Origin of the sequence: Celeribacter ethanolicus (genome assembly GCF_001550095.1) — a bacterium.
Classification (GTDB): Bacteria; Pseudomonadota; Alphaproteobacteria; order Rhodobacterales; family Rhodobacteraceae; genus Celeribacter; species Celeribacter ethanolicus.
In genome coordinates, this window is record NZ_LRUC01000041.1 from 31,470 (window position 1) to 47,425 (window position 15,956).

The following is a 15,956-nucleotide window of genomic DNA, read 5'->3' on the forward strand; positions in this document are numbered from 1 at the left end:
CAGACGCATTGTAAAGGGCACGCACTATGGCATTGGAGGACACCCGCCTTCCGGTCACTTTGCTGACCGGTTTCCTTGGCGCCGGGAAGACAACTCTGTTGACACACCTGATCCGCGATCCGCAGGCGGGGCGGGTTGCGGTCATTATGAATGAATTCGGCGATGTGGCACTGGATCACGACCTGATCGAGGAGGCGACAGAAGAGACCGTGCTGTTGCCCTCCGGCTGCCTGTGCTGCGCGATCCTCGGCGATCTGGCCACAACGCTCGGGACGCTAGGTGCGAAGCGCTCGGCGGGTGATTTACACTTCGACAGGGTCGTCATCGAAACCAGCGGCATCGCTGATCCGGGGCCAATAATCCACACGCTGGCCGCGGATCGGCAGATCGCCCAGACCTTCCGGCTGGATGGCGTCGTGACGCTGGCAGATGCCGCGACGGGCATGAAGACGCTCGATCAACAGGCGGAGGCGGTGCAGCAGGTGGCGATGGCCGATGTGCTGATCCTGTCGAAAACCGATCTGGTCGACGATTTTGACCTGATCCGGTTCGAGAAGCGCCTGGCGGGGATCAACACCACCGCCCGGCGCATCCGCTCAAGCCACGCGCAGGTGCCGCTCGGCGCGCTTTTCGGACTGTCCGCGATGCGCATGGGCGTGTCGCATGCCGAGATTGACACTTGGCTTGGGAAAATGCCGGACGCGACCCAACCGGACCCTCTGGCCGGTCTGTCTGGTCTGAAAGCCACGCTTTCAGCTCCTCTGGCATTCAACGCTATGCCGTCGGTGGCGCAGGGCCGTCACGATCACCGGATCACATCCGCCTCGATTGAGGTGGCAGAGCCCATTCCCGCCACGGTCTTCGACTTTTGGCTGAACACGTTGATTGCGCTCCGTGGGCCGAACATCCTGCGCATCAAGGGCATTCTGCACGTCAAGGGCGCGGCCTATCCCTTTGTGATCCACGGGGTTCAACATATTTTCGATGCTCCTGTGCCGCTGAAAAACTGGTCCAGTCCCGACACCACAAGCCGTGTGGTCGTCATCGCGCGCGACATGGAGGAAGCCGACCTCAAAGCCAGCCTCAACATGCTTCTGTCGCGGCCGCCAAAGAGCGCGCCGGTGCATGATCTGGCCAGTGGCATGATGGTCGAAACCCTTGAGATGCCATTTTGATCCGATGCGAGACTGTTGTTCCTCCTCACATCTCCGCACCAAAGAAAGACCCCCGCAATGTTCCATATTCACTTGCCCGATGGTGCCATTCGCGCGCTTAAACCCGCCAGCACCGCCGCCGATCTCGCCGCCTCCATCAGCCCCAGCCTTGCCAAGCGCACGGTGGCGGCGCGCGTCGATGGGAAACTCACCGATCTCTCCGCGCCTCTGCCGGATGGGGCGGCGGTGGAGCTTGTCACGCGCGATGATCCGGCGGCGCTTGAGTTGATCCGGCATGACCTTGCCCATGTCCTGGCCGAAGCCGTACAGGCGCTCTGGCCCGGCACGAAAACCGCCATCGGCCCGGCGATTGAGCATGGGTTTTATTATGACTTCGAGCGCGACACGCCCTTCACCACGGAGGACCTGCCCGCGATTGAGACGAAGATGCGCGAGATCATCGCGGCGAAAATGCCTTTCACCTGTGAGGAGTGGACCCGCGACGCGGCGCGCGCGCATTTCGAGGCGGCAGGGGAACCCTATAAACTGGCGCTTCTGGAGGCGATCCCCGAAGGGGAGCCGATCAAAATCTACCGTCAAGGCGCGTGGCTCGATCTGTGTCGTGGCCCGCATATGCGCCACACCGGCGATGCGGGCAGCGCCTTTAAATTGACCCGCGTAGCGGGCGCCTATTGGCGTGGCAACAGCAACAACCAGATGCTCAGCCGTATTTACGGCGTGGCCTTTGCCGATAAGGCGGCACTTGAGGCGCATCTCACTATGATGGCCGAGGCCGAAAAACGCGACCACCGCAGGCTGGGGCGCGAGATGAACCTCTTTCACTTCGAAGAGGTCGCGCCCGGCTCGGTCTTTTGGCATGCGAAGGGCTGGCGGTTGTTTCAGACATTGATCGGCTACATGCGGGACCGGCAGGAGGCGGCGGGCTATATCGAGGTGAATTCCCCCGACATTATGGACCGCGCCCTTTGGGAAACCTCCGGCCATTGGCAGAACTATCGCCAGAACATGTTCCTCGCCAAAACCGAAGATGACCGCGACTATGCACTCAAACCGATGAATTGCCCCGGTCATATGCTGATCTACGGGCAAGGCGTGAAAAGCTATCGCGATCTGCCGCTAAAGCTGGCCGAATTTGGCAAGGTCCACCGCTATGAACCCTCGGGCGCTCTGCATGGGCTATTGCGTGTGCGCAGCTTTACCCAAGATGACGCGCATATCTACTGCACGCCCGAACAGCTCACAGAAGAATGTTTGAAGGTCAACGATCTGGTGCTGTCGATCTACCGCGACTTCGGGTTCGAGGATGTGCGGATCAAGCTTTCCACCCGGCCCGAAAACCGCATCGGCAGTGACGAAAGCTGGGATCGCTCCGAAGCGGCCTTGCGCGCCGCGCTGGATCAGGCGGGGCATCCCTATACGATTTTCGAGGGCGAAGGCGCGTTTTACGGACCGAAGCTGGAATATGTCCTGCGCGATGCCATTGGGCGTGACTGGCAATGCGGCACGTTGCAGGTGGATTTCAACCTGCCGGAACGGTTCGGGACGACCTATGTCGCGCCTACGGGGGACAAAATGGTGCCGGTCATGCTGCACCGTGCTTTGTTTGGTTCGCTCGAACGGTTTACAGGCATTCTGATCGAGCATTATGCAGGTCACCTGCCGCTCTGGCTTGCCCCGGTCCAGGTTGTGGTTGCCACGGTGACGGGGGCGGCGGACGACTGGGCTACGGAGGTTGCAGGGGCCCTGAAAGCCGCAGGGCTCCGTGTCGAGACCGACCTGCGCAACGAGAAGATCGGGTACAAGGTGCGCGAACACGCGTTGCAAAAAATCCCGGTTCAGATCGCCCTTGGTGCCCGCGAAGCCGAAGAGCGCAGCATCTCGATCCGCCGTCACGGCACGGACAAGACGCAGTCTTTGCCACTGGAGGAGGCGCTTCAGCTGCTGGTCGCGGAGGCACGGGTGCCGGGGGTGACGGGCCACAGTCTTTGCGTGGGGAAACCATGAAAAACAAAGCTTTTATCGTCGGGGCCTATGAGCATCCGACACGGGATGCGACCGACATTCCATTGGCGCAACTGCATGCTGAAGTGGCGGCGGGGGCGCTGGCGGATGCCGGGTTGAGCCTTGCGGATGTGGACGGGTACTTCTGTGCCGGTGATGTGGCGGGCTGGGACGCGCCCGGATGCGGGCCGTTTTCGATGGTCGAATATCTGGGACTGAACCTGCGCCATCTCGACACCACGGAAAGCTGGGGGTCGGCCTATATCAACCACGTCGCCCATGCCGTGCAGGCCATCGAGACGGGCAAATGCCGCGTGGCGCTGATCACGCAGGCCGGTCGCCCGCGCGCCGAGCGCAAATCCCCCGCGCAGATGCACAGCGAACAGACGCAAAGCGCGCATGAGGCCCAGTTTGAACTGCCCTATGGCCCGGTGGTCACCAATATGTACGGTATGGTGGCCGCCCGGCATATGTACGAACACGGTACCACGCCGGAGCAACTGGCTTGGATCAAGGTCGCCGCTTCGCATCACGCGCAGTACAATCCCAACGCCGTTCTGCCCAAGGTGGTGACGGTCGAAGACGTGCTAAATTCCCCCATCGTGGCGACGCCGCTGCACCGTTTGGATTGCTGTGTGATCAGCGATGGTGGCGGGGCGCTGGTTGTCGTGCACCCGGACGTGGCACGCGACTTGGATCGGCCCAAAATCACCCCCATCGGCGCGGGGTTCACCGTCAAGCATCTCAATGGCGGCTATTTCGACATTCTGGCCTCGGGCGGTGTGAAATCCGGCGCGGAAGCCTTTGCGCAAGCGGGTATCAAACCGCAGGACATCCAATATGCCTTGATCTACGACAGCTTTACGATCACGGTTCTGGTGCAGCTTGAAAACCTCGGGTTCTGCGCGCCGGGGCAGGGTGGGCGTTTCGTGGCGGAGGGAAATCTCATCTCTGGCGTGGGACGTCTGCCGGTCAACACCGATGGGGGCGGGCTGTGCAGCAATCATCCCGGCAATCGCGGCGGCATGACCAAGCTGGTCGAAGCCGTGCGCCAGTTGCGTGGTGAAGCCCATCCCGCTGTTCAGGTGCCCGATTGTCATTTGGCACTGGCCCATGGCACGGGCGGGCAACTTGGATCACGACACGGCAGTGCCACGCTTGTTCTGGAGAGGGTTTGAGATGTCCGTTGAGATGCCTGAACAAAACTCCATCACCGCACCAGAACCGACCGCAGAAACCGCCACCTATTGGGACGCCGCCGATGAGGGGCGGCTGGTGTTGAAACGCTGCCTCGGCACAGGCAAAGCCTTTCATCCACCGCGCACGATCAGCCCCTTCACCGGTCGGGCCGACACCGATTGGATCGAGGCGGAAGGCACAGGAAAAATTTATTCGCTCAGCGTCTCAAGACGTCAGGGGACAGAGCATTGCATCGCCTATATCGAACTCACCGAAGGCCCGATCATCCTAAGCGCGCTGACCCAGTGCGATCTGTCCAAGGCAGAGATCGGACAACCCGTGCACGTCGTCTTTGAGCCTTGCGCAAACGGCAGACGTGTCCCCATGTTCACCACGGTTGCGACCGATTGAAACAAGATCACACAGAGGACTATCCTATGCAGATCACCCAAGATGACATCGAAAACGCTCTCATCACCTGGGGAGAGGGCAAGATTGCCATCTCGAAAGCTTTCGAAGAGGGCGGTATCGACGCCGCACGCGAGGTGGCCTCCGCCAATCTCGATGAGTACTACGGCTACAACCTCGGCCCGGTGCTGTTCAAGCCGACGATGACCAGTGGAGCGCAGACGTTTCGTCCGACGAAAGCCGGCGCTTTGGCCTATTTCTGCGGCCATTCCGACGAGTACCCGCTCGATAATGGCTTTGCGATCATGGGATGGCGCGCGATGGAGCGGATCACCGCGGCGAGCTTCATTCAGGGCGACGTTGCCATGTGGATGGGATGGATCAAGCTGACGAACAAGGATGGTTCTGTCACCACTGTCGACAAGAGCTTTGGCTACAAAAAGGATGCGGCCGGCAAGATGCGCATCGTGCTGCACCATTCGTCTTTGCCCTACCAACCGTAACCTTCCCATATATCAGAAAAGAGTGCCCGGATGTTCCTTGAAATCAGCGACAATCTCACCGATTGCATCTCGGTCGTCTCCACACCCAAGGGCCTTCTGGGCATTCACGAACCGGCCTGCGCCGCGGCGATCTGGCAACGTGATCCGCTGCCGCGTTTCCAAAACTGGATCGAGGCCTTGCCGCCGGAGAAATTGCCGAAAGCGCGGCTGATCTTACGGCCCGATGCAGTCTGTGAAGCGTTGTTGAATGTGGCATGCCAGTGCGGGACGCCGGAGTGTCCGGAGCGCGACATGCTGATCGAAGATGCCTCTGCGCTGGCGGCGATTTTTGCCAATGTCATGCAGGCCGAATACCTGCGTCTGCGGCTTGATGTCGTTGACACGAATGCCTGTCGCAAGTTCCACATTGACGCTGTGACTGCCCGGCTGGTCTGCACCTATCGCGGGACAGGCACGCAATACGGTCTGTCTGAGAATGGCCAAGATCCTGCGGAAATCGTCACGGTGCCAACCGGCGCACCGATTGTCTTGCGGGGGACGCGCTGGCCTGAAACGCCGCTCTCAAGCCTGTTGCATCGCTCGCCGCCGATTGCCGGAACGGGGGAGACGCGGCTCCTCTTGGTGCTCGACCCTGTGGAGGACCCTGCGGAGGAGGCAGAGGGCGCCTACCTGCATTGAGGCGCTGATGCTATTCGGACCCCGCCGTCGCAAACCGGGCGCGATAGTCGCGCGGTGACAGGGAAAAGCGGCGGCGAAAGGCTTTGCGCATCTGCTCGTCCGACTGAAACCCGGCCTTATACGCCACGCTTTTCAGTGGCAGGTCGGTATCGAGCAGCAAGGCCTTGGCGCGGTCACAGCGCAGGCCTTCCAGCATGGTCATCGGTGAGGCGCCGAATTCCGACGTGAACGCCCGCGACAGGCTGCGCACGCTCATGCCCTGCGCGCTGGCAATTTCGTCCAGTGTCAGGGGATGATCCAGACGCTCACTTATCCAGTTCAACACGTCGCTCATCCTGCTTGTCCCCGACATTTGCCCGGCCAGCAATGTGCTGAACTGAGATTGCCCGCCCGGTCGTTTGAGGTACATCACCATGTCGCGCGCCACGGCCAGGGCGATGTCGCGCCCGTAGTCCTGTTCGACAAAAGCCAGGGTCAGGTCAATCGCCGCCGTCACACCGGCGGAGGTCCAGAAATTGCCCGCCTGCACAAAGATCGCATCGGGGTCCACTTGCAGCTTTGGAAAGCGTTGGCGCAGCCTGTCGGCATAGTTCCAATGGGTCGCGGCACTCTGGCCCTCCAAAAGACCGGCCTCGGCCAGAAAGAAAGAGCCGGTGCATAAGGCCGCGCAGCGCGTGACGTCGCGCCCATTTTCGCGGCACCACGCCACCAGCCTGTCTTCATTGCGCAGCACCTCTTCGATCTTGGCCGCGCCTGCGATCAGGACCGTTTCTGGGGTGCCGAGGTCGTCGAGGGCGACCGTGGCGCCCAGCGTCATCAGAGTGTCGGAGGGGATCGGACCAGCGGTAGGGGCCGCGATGGTGACGTCATAGCCGCCCGTATACCCGGCGGCGGCAAGATGCTGCGACGCATAGCTTAGTACGCTCAGCGGGCCTGTTGCCTCCAAGGTCTTGAAGCCGGGGTAAACAATCAGTGTCACCTGTCGTCGCTGGTTCATCCCGGGGGCAAGGTCGTGATCTGTCGGCATCGTGTCGTGGTTCCCCGGATGTGGCCAGTACGGCCCGGTGTTTGGCCAAATGGGCGGGGTCAGATCGCTGGACCGCCCGAGGTGATACTATAACATCTCTGGATCACAGATTAACAGAGAGAACAGCCATGAAAATCCGCGCTGCCGTTGCTTGGGAAGCCAACCGTCCGCTCGAAATCGAAGAGATCGACCTGGACGGTCCCAAGGAAGGCGAAGTCCTCATCCGCATCGTCACCACCAGCCTGTGCCACACCGATATGTTCACCCTGTCGGGCGCCGATCCCGAGGGTCTGTTCCCGGCGGTGCTGGGCCATGAGGCCGTCGGCATTGTCGAAGAGCTTGGGCCGGGTGTCACCTCGGTGAAACCGGGCGATCACGTCATCCCGCTTTACACGCCGGAAGACCCGAACTGTCCCTATATCAAATCCGGCAAAACCAACCTCTGTCAGACCATCCGCAAGACCCAGGGCCAGGGCGTCATGCCCGATGGCACCTCGCGATTCAGCTATAAGGGCAAGATGATCCATCACTATATGGGCACCTCGACCTTCGCCGAATACACGGTTTTGCCGGAGATTGCGCTTGCGAAAATCTCGAAAGAGGCGCCGCTTGCGAAGGCTTCGGTCATGGGCTGTGCGATCCCGACGGGCATGGGTGCGGTGCGCAACACCGCCAAGGTCGAAGCCGGGGCGACGGTCGCCGTTTTCGGTCTGGGGGCTGTGGGCATGGCCGTCATTCAGGGCGCCAAGATGCAAGGCGCGTCGCGCATCATCGGCATCGACACCAACCCGAACAAATTCGAATTGGCCCGCAGCCTCGGCGCGACCGAATGCATCAACCCCGCGGATTTCTCCAAGCCGATTCAGGACATCATCGTCGAGATGACCGATGGCGGCGTGGATTATTCCTTTGAGTGCATCGGCAACGTCAATGTCATGCGTTCGGCGCTGGAATGCTGTCACAAGGGCTGGGGCGAATGCACGGTGATCGGCGTTGCCGGTGCCGGTGAGGAAATCGCCACCCGTCCGTTCCAGCTTGTCACCGGTCGGGTCTGGCGCGGGTCGGCCTTTGGCGGCGTCCTGGGGCGGAGCCAGTTGCCAGGGATGGTCGATGAATGGCTGCGTGGCGATTTCGATGTCGATCCCTACATCACCCACAATATGACCCATGACCAGATCAACACGGCCTTCGATCTCTTGCATGCCGGGAAGTCGATCCGCTCCGTGATTCACTTCCAACCGGGGGAAACGATGCTGGTCAATGATTTGCCGGGTGTCATTGTGCCTGCGTGATCTGGTCTGCGAAAAGCCCGAAATTATAGCGGGCCTTTCGCATCAGATATAGATGAGGCACGTCAACGCTTGATATATTGCATTGCGGGCCACTTTAGTCGAGATCACACGTAGGGATGTCCCGACGAGGGTTATCATGCTGCCCAACAAGCACCTCAATCTGCCGCATGATCGGGGCTTTCGTGCTACTGACACGCCGTTCCCTTCAACTGTGACAATCTCCTTTGGATTGTGCGGTTTTGTAGTTATCTTGGCTCTCCGTTTACCTCATCAGTACGCTGGACAATTTTTGTGGGAGAGGACCAGTTTTGCCGGTGAGAATTGGTCTGAGGGCAGTATCAGGTTTGTCACGGGAGGGATGGGTGGCTATGTTCCTCTGATGATATTATCGTCTGATCCGACCCGCCTGAAAGGGCATCGCTTTCCCCGCAGCGTCATCGGCTATGCGGTTTGGCTATACCATCGTTTTGCGCTCAGCCTGCGCGACGTAGAGGACGTTTTGGCTGAGCGTGGGATCAGCGTCAGCCATGAAACCATCCGGGTCTGGTGCCAGCGGTTTGGGCCTCAGTTTGCTGCGGCGATCCGGCGGGATCGGCCCAGCCCGACCGATAAATGGCATATGGATTAAATGGTCATTTCCATCGGCGGTCAGAAGCACTGGCTGTAGCGCGCGGTTGATGCCAACGGCGATACCATTGAAATCCTTGTACAAAGCCGCCGAAATAGTCGTGCTGCGACGCGTTTTATGAGGAAGCTGATGAAACGCTGGGACGCTCCCCGGGTGATCGTGACTGACAAGCTGCGCAGTTATGGCGTGGCAATCCGGAACCTTTGCCCCGGGATCGATCATCGCAGCCACAAGCGTTTGAATAACCGATGCGCGGTTTCACATCGCCATACACGACGACAAGAGAAGGTCATGGGGCGTTCAAATCCCCTCGGCAGGCGCAAATGTTCCTGTCGGTTCTCGACCAGACCGCCGCGCTCTTTCGTCCTAAACGCCACCGCCTTTCTGCAATTTCATACCGTCACGCCAGGGCTGATGCGTTCGGCCTCTGGGCCGGTATGACCGAAGCTATAGCTCCTTGAGAGAGTGGCAGCACCGTTATCACTCCAAGTTCAAACAACATGACAATGCCGCAGAAATTGTTCTGCGGGCAGGGAAGATGGCTGTGCTCGGCATTGTTGCGGGGCGGTCATTTCGGATTGACGGTTCGCACGACCTCGTCAGGGTTCTCTTGGTCATCCCAGCCGCCCCGATTGCCGCGAAGCGGATCGGCTTGGATCTTAACGTCAGGTCTTGAAAATCATAAGGAGAGGTAACGCTAAGAAGGTTAGCATTCTGGACGATTTCGACGACACGTTCAGACATCTACTGAGTTTCCGGATGCTCGACGGGCATGATGCCACCTATGAGCGGAGCGGTTTGCAGATGAGGCCGTTCTTGCGCGCAAGGTGTAAGAGGCGGATGCCCTCGTGCTCTTTCGCGACCGCACACCGATCACGGCGTCGCTCATCCGGTTTGGTGAATGGTCTCGACGATCTTGCTACGCACCCATTTGTGCATGTCGGAGGTCTGCGTGCGGGCGGTCCAGACCATCTGAATTGCGACGGTCGATCTGACGGGGCATGGCGTCACGTAGAGGCCGTCGCCAAATTGACGAGAGAGGCGTTCCGGCACCGTCGCGATCAGTTCTGTTCCCGCGATGAGATTTTGAATGCCTGCGGGGCTCGGCGTACGAATGGCGATGGAGAGGGTGTGTCCCGCGTCTTCGAGAAATTGCATGTAGCGCGATTTCCAGTGGCCGCCGTAGGTGATGTAGACATGCTCCAACGCGAGATAATCCGTCAGCGTCAAATTCCTTTGCGTGGCGGGATGGGCTGGGTCCATCACGCAAACATAGGGGTCCTCGTAGAGTGTGCGCGTATAAAAGGCGGCACCAAGCTGAACGAAGGGGCCGATCAACACATCGGCCTCCATCCGCAAGAGCTTGTCATGCCCGATATAGGAGGCGTCGATGATTTCGATTTTCATCTGCGGGGCTTCGGCTCGGATCGCGTGGGCGAGATGGGGAATGATCAAGGCCCGTTCGTAATAGTTGCATGCGATCGAAATCGTTTCGCGGCTGTTTTCCGGGTCGAACCCGCGTTCCGTCGTCAAGTGGGCAAAGCGCACCAAAAGCTCCTGAGCCTCCGTGACCACCTCTTCGCAGCGCGCCGTGGCGATCAGTTTGCGCGCCTCCCGCACGAAAAGCGGATCATCGAACACGCCTCTGAGCTTGTCGATGGTATAGCTGACAACCGATTGATTCATATTGAGATCTTCGGCGGCACGGGTGAAAGACCCGAAGCGGTAGACACGGACTAACACCTCGAGGGCGCGGAAATCCGTGGCGAGACTATCGATTGTTTTAGGCACCTAGGTTGTCTTTCATTGGCGCGGCTTCATCTGTTTGCGATCTACTTTTCAGATGTCTTATATCTATTCTATCGGGTTGCTGGATGAAAGCCTGATCGTTTAACTGGGTGCACTACAGCTTTGGGAGGAGACCTGTAGATGCTCGATTTGCCAATCAATGAGGCGGTCACATTGGCCGACCTCACACGGGACCCCTATCCGATTTACAAACGGATGCGCGCCGAGACGCCTGTCGTGCGCATGGCGCAGACCAACCGGATTCTCGTGACCCGCGCCGAACATACCAAATGGATCAAGGAAACGCCGGAGATTTTTAGCTCCGACGATCCGACCACGCCGATGAAACCGGCGTTTCAGGCCCAGACATTGATGCGGAAAGACGGGGCGGAGCACCGCGCCGAACGCATGGCGATGCAGCCCGCCTTTTCGCCGAAAGTGATCCGCACCGACTGGGCCGATCTCTACACCCGTCTGGCCGAGGACTATGTCTCGCGCCTGCCGCGTGGCGAAACTGTCGATCTGTTCCGCGACCTTTGCGGCCCCATCGCAGCGCGCATCCTCGCGCATATGCTTGGGCTTGATGAGGCAAGTGACGAGGACATGCAGCGCTGGTCCCAGACCCTGATCGATGGCGCCGGAAACTTCGGCTATGACCCGAAGCTCTTCGAGCTGTCAGATGCGGCAAATGCTGAGATGAACGCTTTGTTTGACAGCCTGATTTCGCGCCATCGCGCCGAGCCGAACAATTCGGCCTTTTCCACCATGCTCAACGCCAGAAATCCGATCCCAATGAGTCAGGTCTACGCCAACCTCAAGATTGCCATCGGCGGTGGCATCAATGAGCCGCGCGATGCGCTGGCGACGATTGTCTATGGGCTTTTGACCAACCCCGACCAATTCGAGGAGGTCAAACGCCAGGCCCTCTGGGAAGATGCTTTCGAGGAAGGGGTGCGCTGGGTCGCGCCGATTCAGGTCTCCGGGCGCCGCACCACACAGGAAGTGCAGATCGGCGATGTTTTCGTCGGGCCGGGTGAGGCGGTGATGACGATTCAGGCGTCGGCCAACCGCGACGAGACGATCTATGGCGAGGATGGCGAACTGTTCAACATCTTCCGCGACAAGCATCCGCATCAGGCCTTTGGCAGCGGTCCGCACCATTGCGCGGGCGCTCAGGTCGCGCGTCGGACCCTGGGGCAGATCATGCTGCCGCTGCTGTTCGACCGCTTTCCCAACATGACACTCGACGATCCGGCAAAGGTGATCTGGAGCGGCTTCGGTTTTCGTGGCCCGCTCAACCTTCCGGTGACATTGAACTGAGGCCGTAGGAAGATGGACCAGATGCACAAATCCGATCAGATCGTGATCATCGGCGCAGGGCAGGGCGGGCTACAGGCCGCTGCCTCCTTGCGGCAGGAGGGCTATGAAGGGCGCATCGTCCTGATCGGAGAGGAAATCGCCGCGCCCTATCAACGCCCGCCACTGTCCAAGGCCTACCTCAAGACGGGCGACGCGAGCCGTCTCGCGCTGCGGCCCGATAGCTTTTACGAGACGAACGGGATTGAGCTGCATCTCGGACTGCGGGTCGAGGCGATTGACCGAGCCGCACAACGTGTCCGCGCCAGATCGCAGGACATTCCCTATGATCATCTCATTCTTGCCACCGGCACCCGCACCATGCGCCCGCCGATCCCCGGTCTGACCCGCGCGCGGGATTTGCGGACCTTGTCCGATGCGCTGGCGCTGCGCAAGGCCCTGCCGAAAGCGGAACGGGTCGGCGTGATCGGCGGTGGCTTCATCGGCCTCGAATTCGCAGCCGTGGCGCGTGAACTTGGCTATGAGGTGACGGTTGCCGAGGCGGGACCCCGCCTGATGGGGCGCGCGGTGTCACCTGTGATGTCCGACCGTTTTGCCGCGAAACATCGCGAGATGGGGGTCGAGGTCCTCTTGGCCGATCCGGTGAGCGCGGGGACGGAAAGCGGCTTTGCTCTGGCCAGCGGTCGTGAGGTCGCGGCGGATTTCATCCTGCTGGCCGCCGGTGTCGTGCCGAATGCGGAACTGGCATCTGAGGCGGGGTTGCCGGTGCAAAACGGGATCGTGGTTGATTCCCGCCTTGTGACGGCGGACCCCGCGATTTCCGCACTTGGTGACTGCGCGTCTTTCCCCGATCCGAACAGCGACCAACACGTGCGGCTCGAAAGCGTTCAGGCGGCAACGGATCACGCGCGGCTGATCGCGAAACGGATCGCAAAAGGGGATGACAGCCCCTATCGCGCGGTGCCGTGGTTCTGGTCCGATCAGGCCGATTGGAAGCTTCAGATCGCCGGGCTGGCCGCGCCGACGGACGCCTGCGAGGCTCTGCCGGATGGCACTGTCCTGCGTCTGGACGGTGACCATGTGACAGCGGTTGAAACCGTCAACGCCGCAAAAACCCACATGAAAGCACGCAAGCTGATGGGGCAGGGCGAACGTCTTCGCCGCGAGGATTTCCTGCCGCTGGCAACCCAGTAGGTCCCGCTTCACCCGTGGGCTGGATGGCTGCACGACCCGAAACTACAGGACAGGGGCCGTCTCCCATCCGATAAGTTGCAAATTAAACAGATTGATATATAAATCTAGAAAACGGAGGAGTTTAAGATGGTCAAACTCATCTTTGAAAACGCACAAGGTTCGCGACAGATCGTCGATGCGCGGGTAGGCGACAACATCATGTTCACAGCGGTGAGCAACGGCATCGCGGAAGTGGTGGGGGAATGTGGCGGCGCCGCGATGTGCGCGACCTGCCATGTCTACCTCTCCCCGGAGCTGGCCGAGATTGCCGACCCGAAACAAGAGATCGAAACCGAGATGCTCGATTGCGCCGCCGCCGAGGTGACGGATTTCAGCCGCCTGGGGTGTCAGGTTCAGATCACTGCCGAAATGGAAGGTATGGTCGTCCACCTGCCCGAAAGTCAGGTGTAACCGGATCAGCGCCGCGCAGGCTCGTGTAGCAGGCTTTGGTCGAGCTGTTCGACTTTCGGAAGATTGTCGGCCAGCCGCTGCAAGAGCGCGAACAGCATCTCTCGGTCTTTATCGTCAAACCCGTCAAGGAGGGCGGCCTCGCGGCGATAGGCAATCTCGATGATCTCGTCATGAACCTTCGCGCCTTCGTCGGTCAGCCACAAAAGGCGCTTTCCCATCACGAGACGCGCGACGGCCAGACCTTCTTCTTCGAGCTTGCGGGTCGAACGGCTGACAACGGATTTGTTCATCGAGACCATCTCGGAGACACGCAGGGCCTGAATGCCGGGTTCGTTCCGAAGCGCAGAGAGGATACGCCACTCGTTGAGACCGAGATCGAAGAGCGAGAGATAGAGCTGGGACGCGCCCCACGAGAGCCGGTTGTTGATGAGGGACAAAAAATAGGGCGCATAGGTTTCGGCGCGAACCGAAAGATTGCGTTCGGTGACAATGGTCGGCTCGGACATGCGGGTGCTCCTCGGTGGTGCCCAATGGATAACGAAGGCAGAGTTTAATTGCAAACTGCACAGCGCAGGGCGCAGTAGGGAGACATGGGAGGAAATGATGAAGAAACTGATCAATGACGTACCGTCCGTGGTGCCGCAGGCTCTCGAAGGGCTGGTGAAGACCTCGACGGGACTGCGACTGATCGAAGGGACGACCACCGTGGTGCGCGCGGATGTCGAGGCGGTGATTGCGGCGGGGAAAGTGGCGCTGATTTCCGGCGGTGGCTCCGGCCACGAACCGGCGCATGCGGGCTATGTCGGCCCCGGTCTTTTGACCGCAGCGGTGGCCGGAGATGTCTTCGCCTCGCCCTCGACGGACGCGGTTTTGACCGCGATCCGGGCGGTGGCCGGACCGGGCGGCGTGCTGTTGATCGTCAAGAATTACACGGGTGATCGGCTCAATTTCGGGCTGGCCGCCGAGATCGCGCGCAGCGAGGGGATCGAGACCGATCTGATCATCGTGGACGATGACAGCGCCCTCGGCTCTGCGGAAGAAACGGCGGGACGCCGCGGCATTGCCGGCACGGTTCTGATCCACAAGATCGCTGGCGCTGCGGCGGAAGAGGGGTCGTCTCTCGCAGAGGTCAAAGCCCGCGCCGAGGCGGCTGTGGCGGAGACCGGTTCCATGGGCGTCGCGCTGACCCCCTGTGTTGTGCCCGCAGCCGGAACGCCGAATTTTGAACTGGGTGCAGGTGAGATCGAGTTGGGTCTCGGCATCCACGGCGAGGCGGGGTTAGAGCGCACAGCCCTCTCACCCGCCCGCGAGCTGGCCCATGCGCTGGTCGAGAAAATCGTCACGGATCGCGGGTTCACCCCCGGGGACCGGGTTGCGCTTTTGGTCAACAATCTGGGAGCGACGCCGCCGATGGAAGTGTCGATCATGGCCGGAGATGCGCTTGAAACCTGTGCCGATAAAGGCCTCGTGGTCGAGCGGGTTTGGGCCGGCACATTCCTTACCGCGATCGACATGGCCGGTGTGTCGCTCTCTCTCATGAAACTCGACGATGACCGGCTCGGGGCGCTCGATGCCCCTGCAGCGTCTCCCGCCTGGACTTTGCCCGGACATCCTGCCGAACCCGCAACGGTGAGCGGACCTGCAAAGCCGGTCGTGTCCCCCTCAAAGATGCAGGGCGATGTCACGGCGGTTGCTGTTGTCATGGCGGCCTGTCGCGCAATTGTCGGATCGGAACCGGAGCTGACGCGCATGGACCAGATCGTCGGCGATGGCGATATTGGCCGGTCTCTGGCGGGCGGGGCCACCGCCTTGATGGAGGCGCAATCCGAGCTTGAAACCTTGTCGGGCGCCGCACTTTGGCAGCGGATCGGAGACATCGTTCGGGCCTCGACCGGCGGCACATCCGGCCCGCTCTACGCCATTCTCGCTATGGGTGCGGCCAATGAGATCAAGGGCAAAGAGGCCTCGTCTCTGGACCTGATCGTCGAAGGATTTTCCGCCGGTGTGGCGGCGCTCTGTGCCTTGGGTGGCGCGGCACCGGGCGATCGCACCATGGTCGACGCCCTCGTGCCCGCGCGAGATGCGATGCACGCGGCAAAAGATGCGACAGAGGCCCTCGGACGTGCTGCCGAGGCGGCCGAGGCGGGCGCGGCAGCAACAGCGGATATGCACCCGCGCAGAGGCCGGTCGAGCTATGTCGGCGCACGTGTTCTGGGGCATCGCGATCCGGGGGCGCAGGCTGTTGCGATCTGGCTGTCCGCCGCCGCGACAGCGCTGCGGTGAGACGGGTCATTTTACGAGAAATCAGTTGAAGGA

General features: G+C 60.7%; 14 protein-coding genes and 1 pseudogene. 12 read left to right on the forward strand and 3 right to left on the reverse strand.

The window, feature by feature from the left end; all coding sequences use genetic code 11:
• Window positions 1-26: 26 nt before the first annotated feature.
• From NH195_RS15280 to NH195_RS15305, 6 genes are read left to right on the forward strand one after another with little or no spacing between them, the layout of a single operon-like run.
• On the forward strand, window positions 27-1,175 hold the full coding sequence (locus NH195_RS15280; RefSeq protein ID WP_066708781.1) for a CobW family GTP-binding protein: 1,149 nt from the start codon (window positions 27-29) through the stop codon (window positions 1,173-1,175).
• A gap of 57 nt (window positions 1,176-1,232) precedes the next feature.
• Window positions 1,233-3,179: a threonine--tRNA ligase gene (gene thrS, locus NH195_RS15285; RefSeq protein ID WP_066708783.1), complete on the forward strand. Its 1,947-nt coding sequence runs from the start codon at window positions 1,233-1,235 to the stop codon at window positions 3,177-3,179.
• On the forward strand, window positions 3,176-4,354 hold the full coding sequence (locus NH195_RS15290; RefSeq protein WP_066708785.1) for a thiolase domain-containing protein: 1,179 nt from the start codon (window positions 3,176-3,178) through the stop codon (window positions 4,352-4,354). The genes thrS and NH195_RS15290 overlap by 4 nt, the downstream gene beginning before the upstream one ends.
• 1 nt (window position 4,355) lies before the next feature.
• Window positions 4,356-4,766 (forward strand): Zn-ribbon domain-containing OB-fold protein, encoded by a 411-nt coding sequence (locus NH195_RS15295; RefSeq protein WP_202906517.1) that lies wholly within the window; start codon window positions 4,356-4,358, stop codon window positions 4,764-4,766.
• A gap of 26 nt (window positions 4,767-4,792) precedes the next feature.
• Window positions 4,793-5,266 (forward strand): phosphoribosyl-AMP cyclohydrolase, encoded by a 474-nt coding sequence (locus NH195_RS15300; protein ID WP_066708787.1) that lies wholly within the window; start codon window positions 4,793-4,795, stop codon window positions 5,264-5,266.
• Window positions 5,267-5,296: 30 nt separating this feature from the next.
• Window positions 5,297-5,944: a DUF1826 domain-containing protein gene (locus NH195_RS15305; protein ID WP_066708790.1), complete on the forward strand. Its 648-nt coding sequence runs from the start codon at window positions 5,297-5,299 to the stop codon at window positions 5,942-5,944.
• Between the two features lie 10 nt (window positions 5,945-5,954).
• Here the strand turns inward: NH195_RS15305 and NH195_RS15310 are convergent, their stop codons facing one another.
• Entirely contained in the window at window positions 5,955-6,971 is a 1,017-nt protein-coding gene (locus tag NH195_RS15310; protein ID WP_066708793.1) for a GlxA family transcriptional regulator, read from the reverse strand.
• A gap of 128 nt (window positions 6,972-7,099) precedes the next feature.
• On the opposite strand from NH195_RS15310, the gene NH195_RS15315 reads away from it, so the two are divergent.
• A complete protein-coding gene (locus tag NH195_RS15315; RefSeq protein WP_066708796.1) occupies window positions 7,100-8,263 on the forward strand; it encodes an S-(hydroxymethyl)glutathione dehydrogenase/class III alcohol dehydrogenase in 1,164 nt (387 codons plus the stop codon).
• Between the two features lie 379 nt (window positions 8,264-8,642).
• A pseudogene (locus NH195_RS20940) lies at window positions 8,643-9,352 on the forward strand (IS6 family transposase).
• Between the two features lie 424 nt (window positions 9,353-9,776).
• On the opposite strand, the gene NH195_RS15325 reads toward NH195_RS20940, so the two are convergent.
• A complete protein-coding gene (locus tag NH195_RS15325; protein WP_066708802.1) occupies window positions 9,777-10,682 on the reverse strand; it encodes a LysR family transcriptional regulator in 906 nt (301 codons plus the stop codon).
• Between the two features lie 138 nt (window positions 10,683-10,820).
• Here NH195_RS15325 and NH195_RS15330 point away from each other — a divergent pair, with 138 nt between their 5' ends.
• The 3 genes from NH195_RS15330 (at window position 10,821) to NH195_RS15340 (ending at window position 13,640) form a co-directional block, all read left to right on the forward strand.
• Window positions 10,821-11,999: a cytochrome P450 gene (locus NH195_RS15330; protein WP_066708805.1), complete on the forward strand. Its 1,179-nt coding sequence runs from the start codon at window positions 10,821-10,823 to the stop codon at window positions 11,997-11,999.
• 12 nt (window positions 12,000-12,011) lie between these two features.
• On the forward strand, window positions 12,012-13,190 hold the full coding sequence (locus tag NH195_RS15335; RefSeq protein WP_081423963.1) for an NAD(P)/FAD-dependent oxidoreductase: 1,179 nt from the start codon (window positions 12,012-12,014) through the stop codon (window positions 13,188-13,190).
• 126 nt (window positions 13,191-13,316) lie between these two features.
• Window positions 13,317-13,640, forward strand: a complete 324-nt coding sequence (locus tag NH195_RS15340) for a 2Fe-2S iron-sulfur cluster-binding protein (protein WP_066708808.1) — start codon at window positions 13,317-13,319, stop codon at window positions 13,638-13,640.
• Between the two features lie 5 nt (window positions 13,641-13,645).
• On the opposite strand, the gene NH195_RS15345 is transcribed toward NH195_RS15340, so the two are convergent.
• Window positions 13,646-14,146: a MarR family winged helix-turn-helix transcriptional regulator gene (locus NH195_RS15345; RefSeq protein WP_066708811.1), complete on the reverse strand. Its 501-nt coding sequence runs from the start codon at window positions 14,144-14,146 to the stop codon at window positions 13,646-13,648.
• Between the two features lie 94 nt (window positions 14,147-14,240).
• On the opposite strand from NH195_RS15345, the gene NH195_RS15350 reads away from it, so the two are divergent.
• Window positions 14,241-15,923: a dihydroxyacetone kinase family protein gene (locus NH195_RS15350; protein WP_238379777.1), complete on the forward strand. Its 1,683-nt coding sequence runs from the start codon at window positions 14,241-14,243 to the stop codon at window positions 15,921-15,923.
• Window positions 15,924-15,956: the final 33 nt, after the last annotated feature.

What these genes read in the sequence shown, in the direction of transcription:
- NH195_RS15345 (WP_066708811.1), bottom strand. Translation starts at nt 14,146, where the DNA reads ATGTCCGAGCCGACCATTGTCACCGAACGCAATCTTTCGGTTCGCGCC.
- NH195_RS15310 (WP_066708793.1), bottom strand. Translation starts at nt 6,971, where the DNA reads ATGCCGACAGATCACGACCTTGCCCCCGGGATGAACCAGCGACGACAG.
- NH195_RS15305 (WP_066708790.1), top strand. Translation starts at nt 5,297, where the DNA reads ATGTTCCTTGAAATCAGCGACAATCTCACCGATTGCATCTCGGTCGTC.
- NH195_RS15330 (WP_066708805.1), top strand. Translation starts at nt 10,821, where the DNA reads ATGCTCGATTTGCCAATCAATGAGGCGGTCACATTGGCCGACCTCACA.
- NH195_RS15340 (WP_066708808.1), top strand. Translation starts at nt 13,317, where the DNA reads ATGGTCAAACTCATCTTTGAAAACGCACAAGGTTCGCGACAGATCGTC.
- NH195_RS15290 (WP_066708785.1), top strand. Translation starts at nt 3,176, where the DNA reads ATGAAAAACAAAGCTTTTATCGTCGGGGCCTATGAGCATCCGACACGG.
- NH195_RS15315 (WP_066708796.1), top strand. Translation starts at nt 7,100, where the DNA reads ATGAAAATCCGCGCTGCCGTTGCTTGGGAAGCCAACCGTCCGCTCGAA.
- thrS (WP_066708783.1), top strand. Translation starts at nt 1,233, where the DNA reads ATGTTCCATATTCACTTGCCCGATGGTGCCATTCGCGCGCTTAAACCC.
- NH195_RS15280 (WP_066708781.1), top strand. Translation starts at nt 27, where the DNA reads ATGGCATTGGAGGACACCCGCCTTCCGGTCACTTTGCTGACCGGTTTC.
- NH195_RS15350 (WP_238379777.1), top strand. Translation starts at nt 14,241, where the DNA reads ATGATGAAGAAACTGATCAATGACGTACCGTCCGTGGTGCCGCAGGCT.
- NH195_RS15335 (WP_081423963.1), top strand. Translation starts at nt 12,012, where the DNA reads ATGGACCAGATGCACAAATCCGATCAGATCGTGATCATCGGCGCAGGG.
- NH195_RS15300 (WP_066708787.1), top strand. Translation starts at nt 4,793, where the DNA reads ATGCAGATCACCCAAGATGACATCGAAAACGCTCTCATCACCTGGGGA.
- NH195_RS15295 (WP_202906517.1), top strand. Translation starts at nt 4,356, where the DNA reads ATGTCCGTTGAGATGCCTGAACAAAACTCCATCACCGCACCAGAACCG.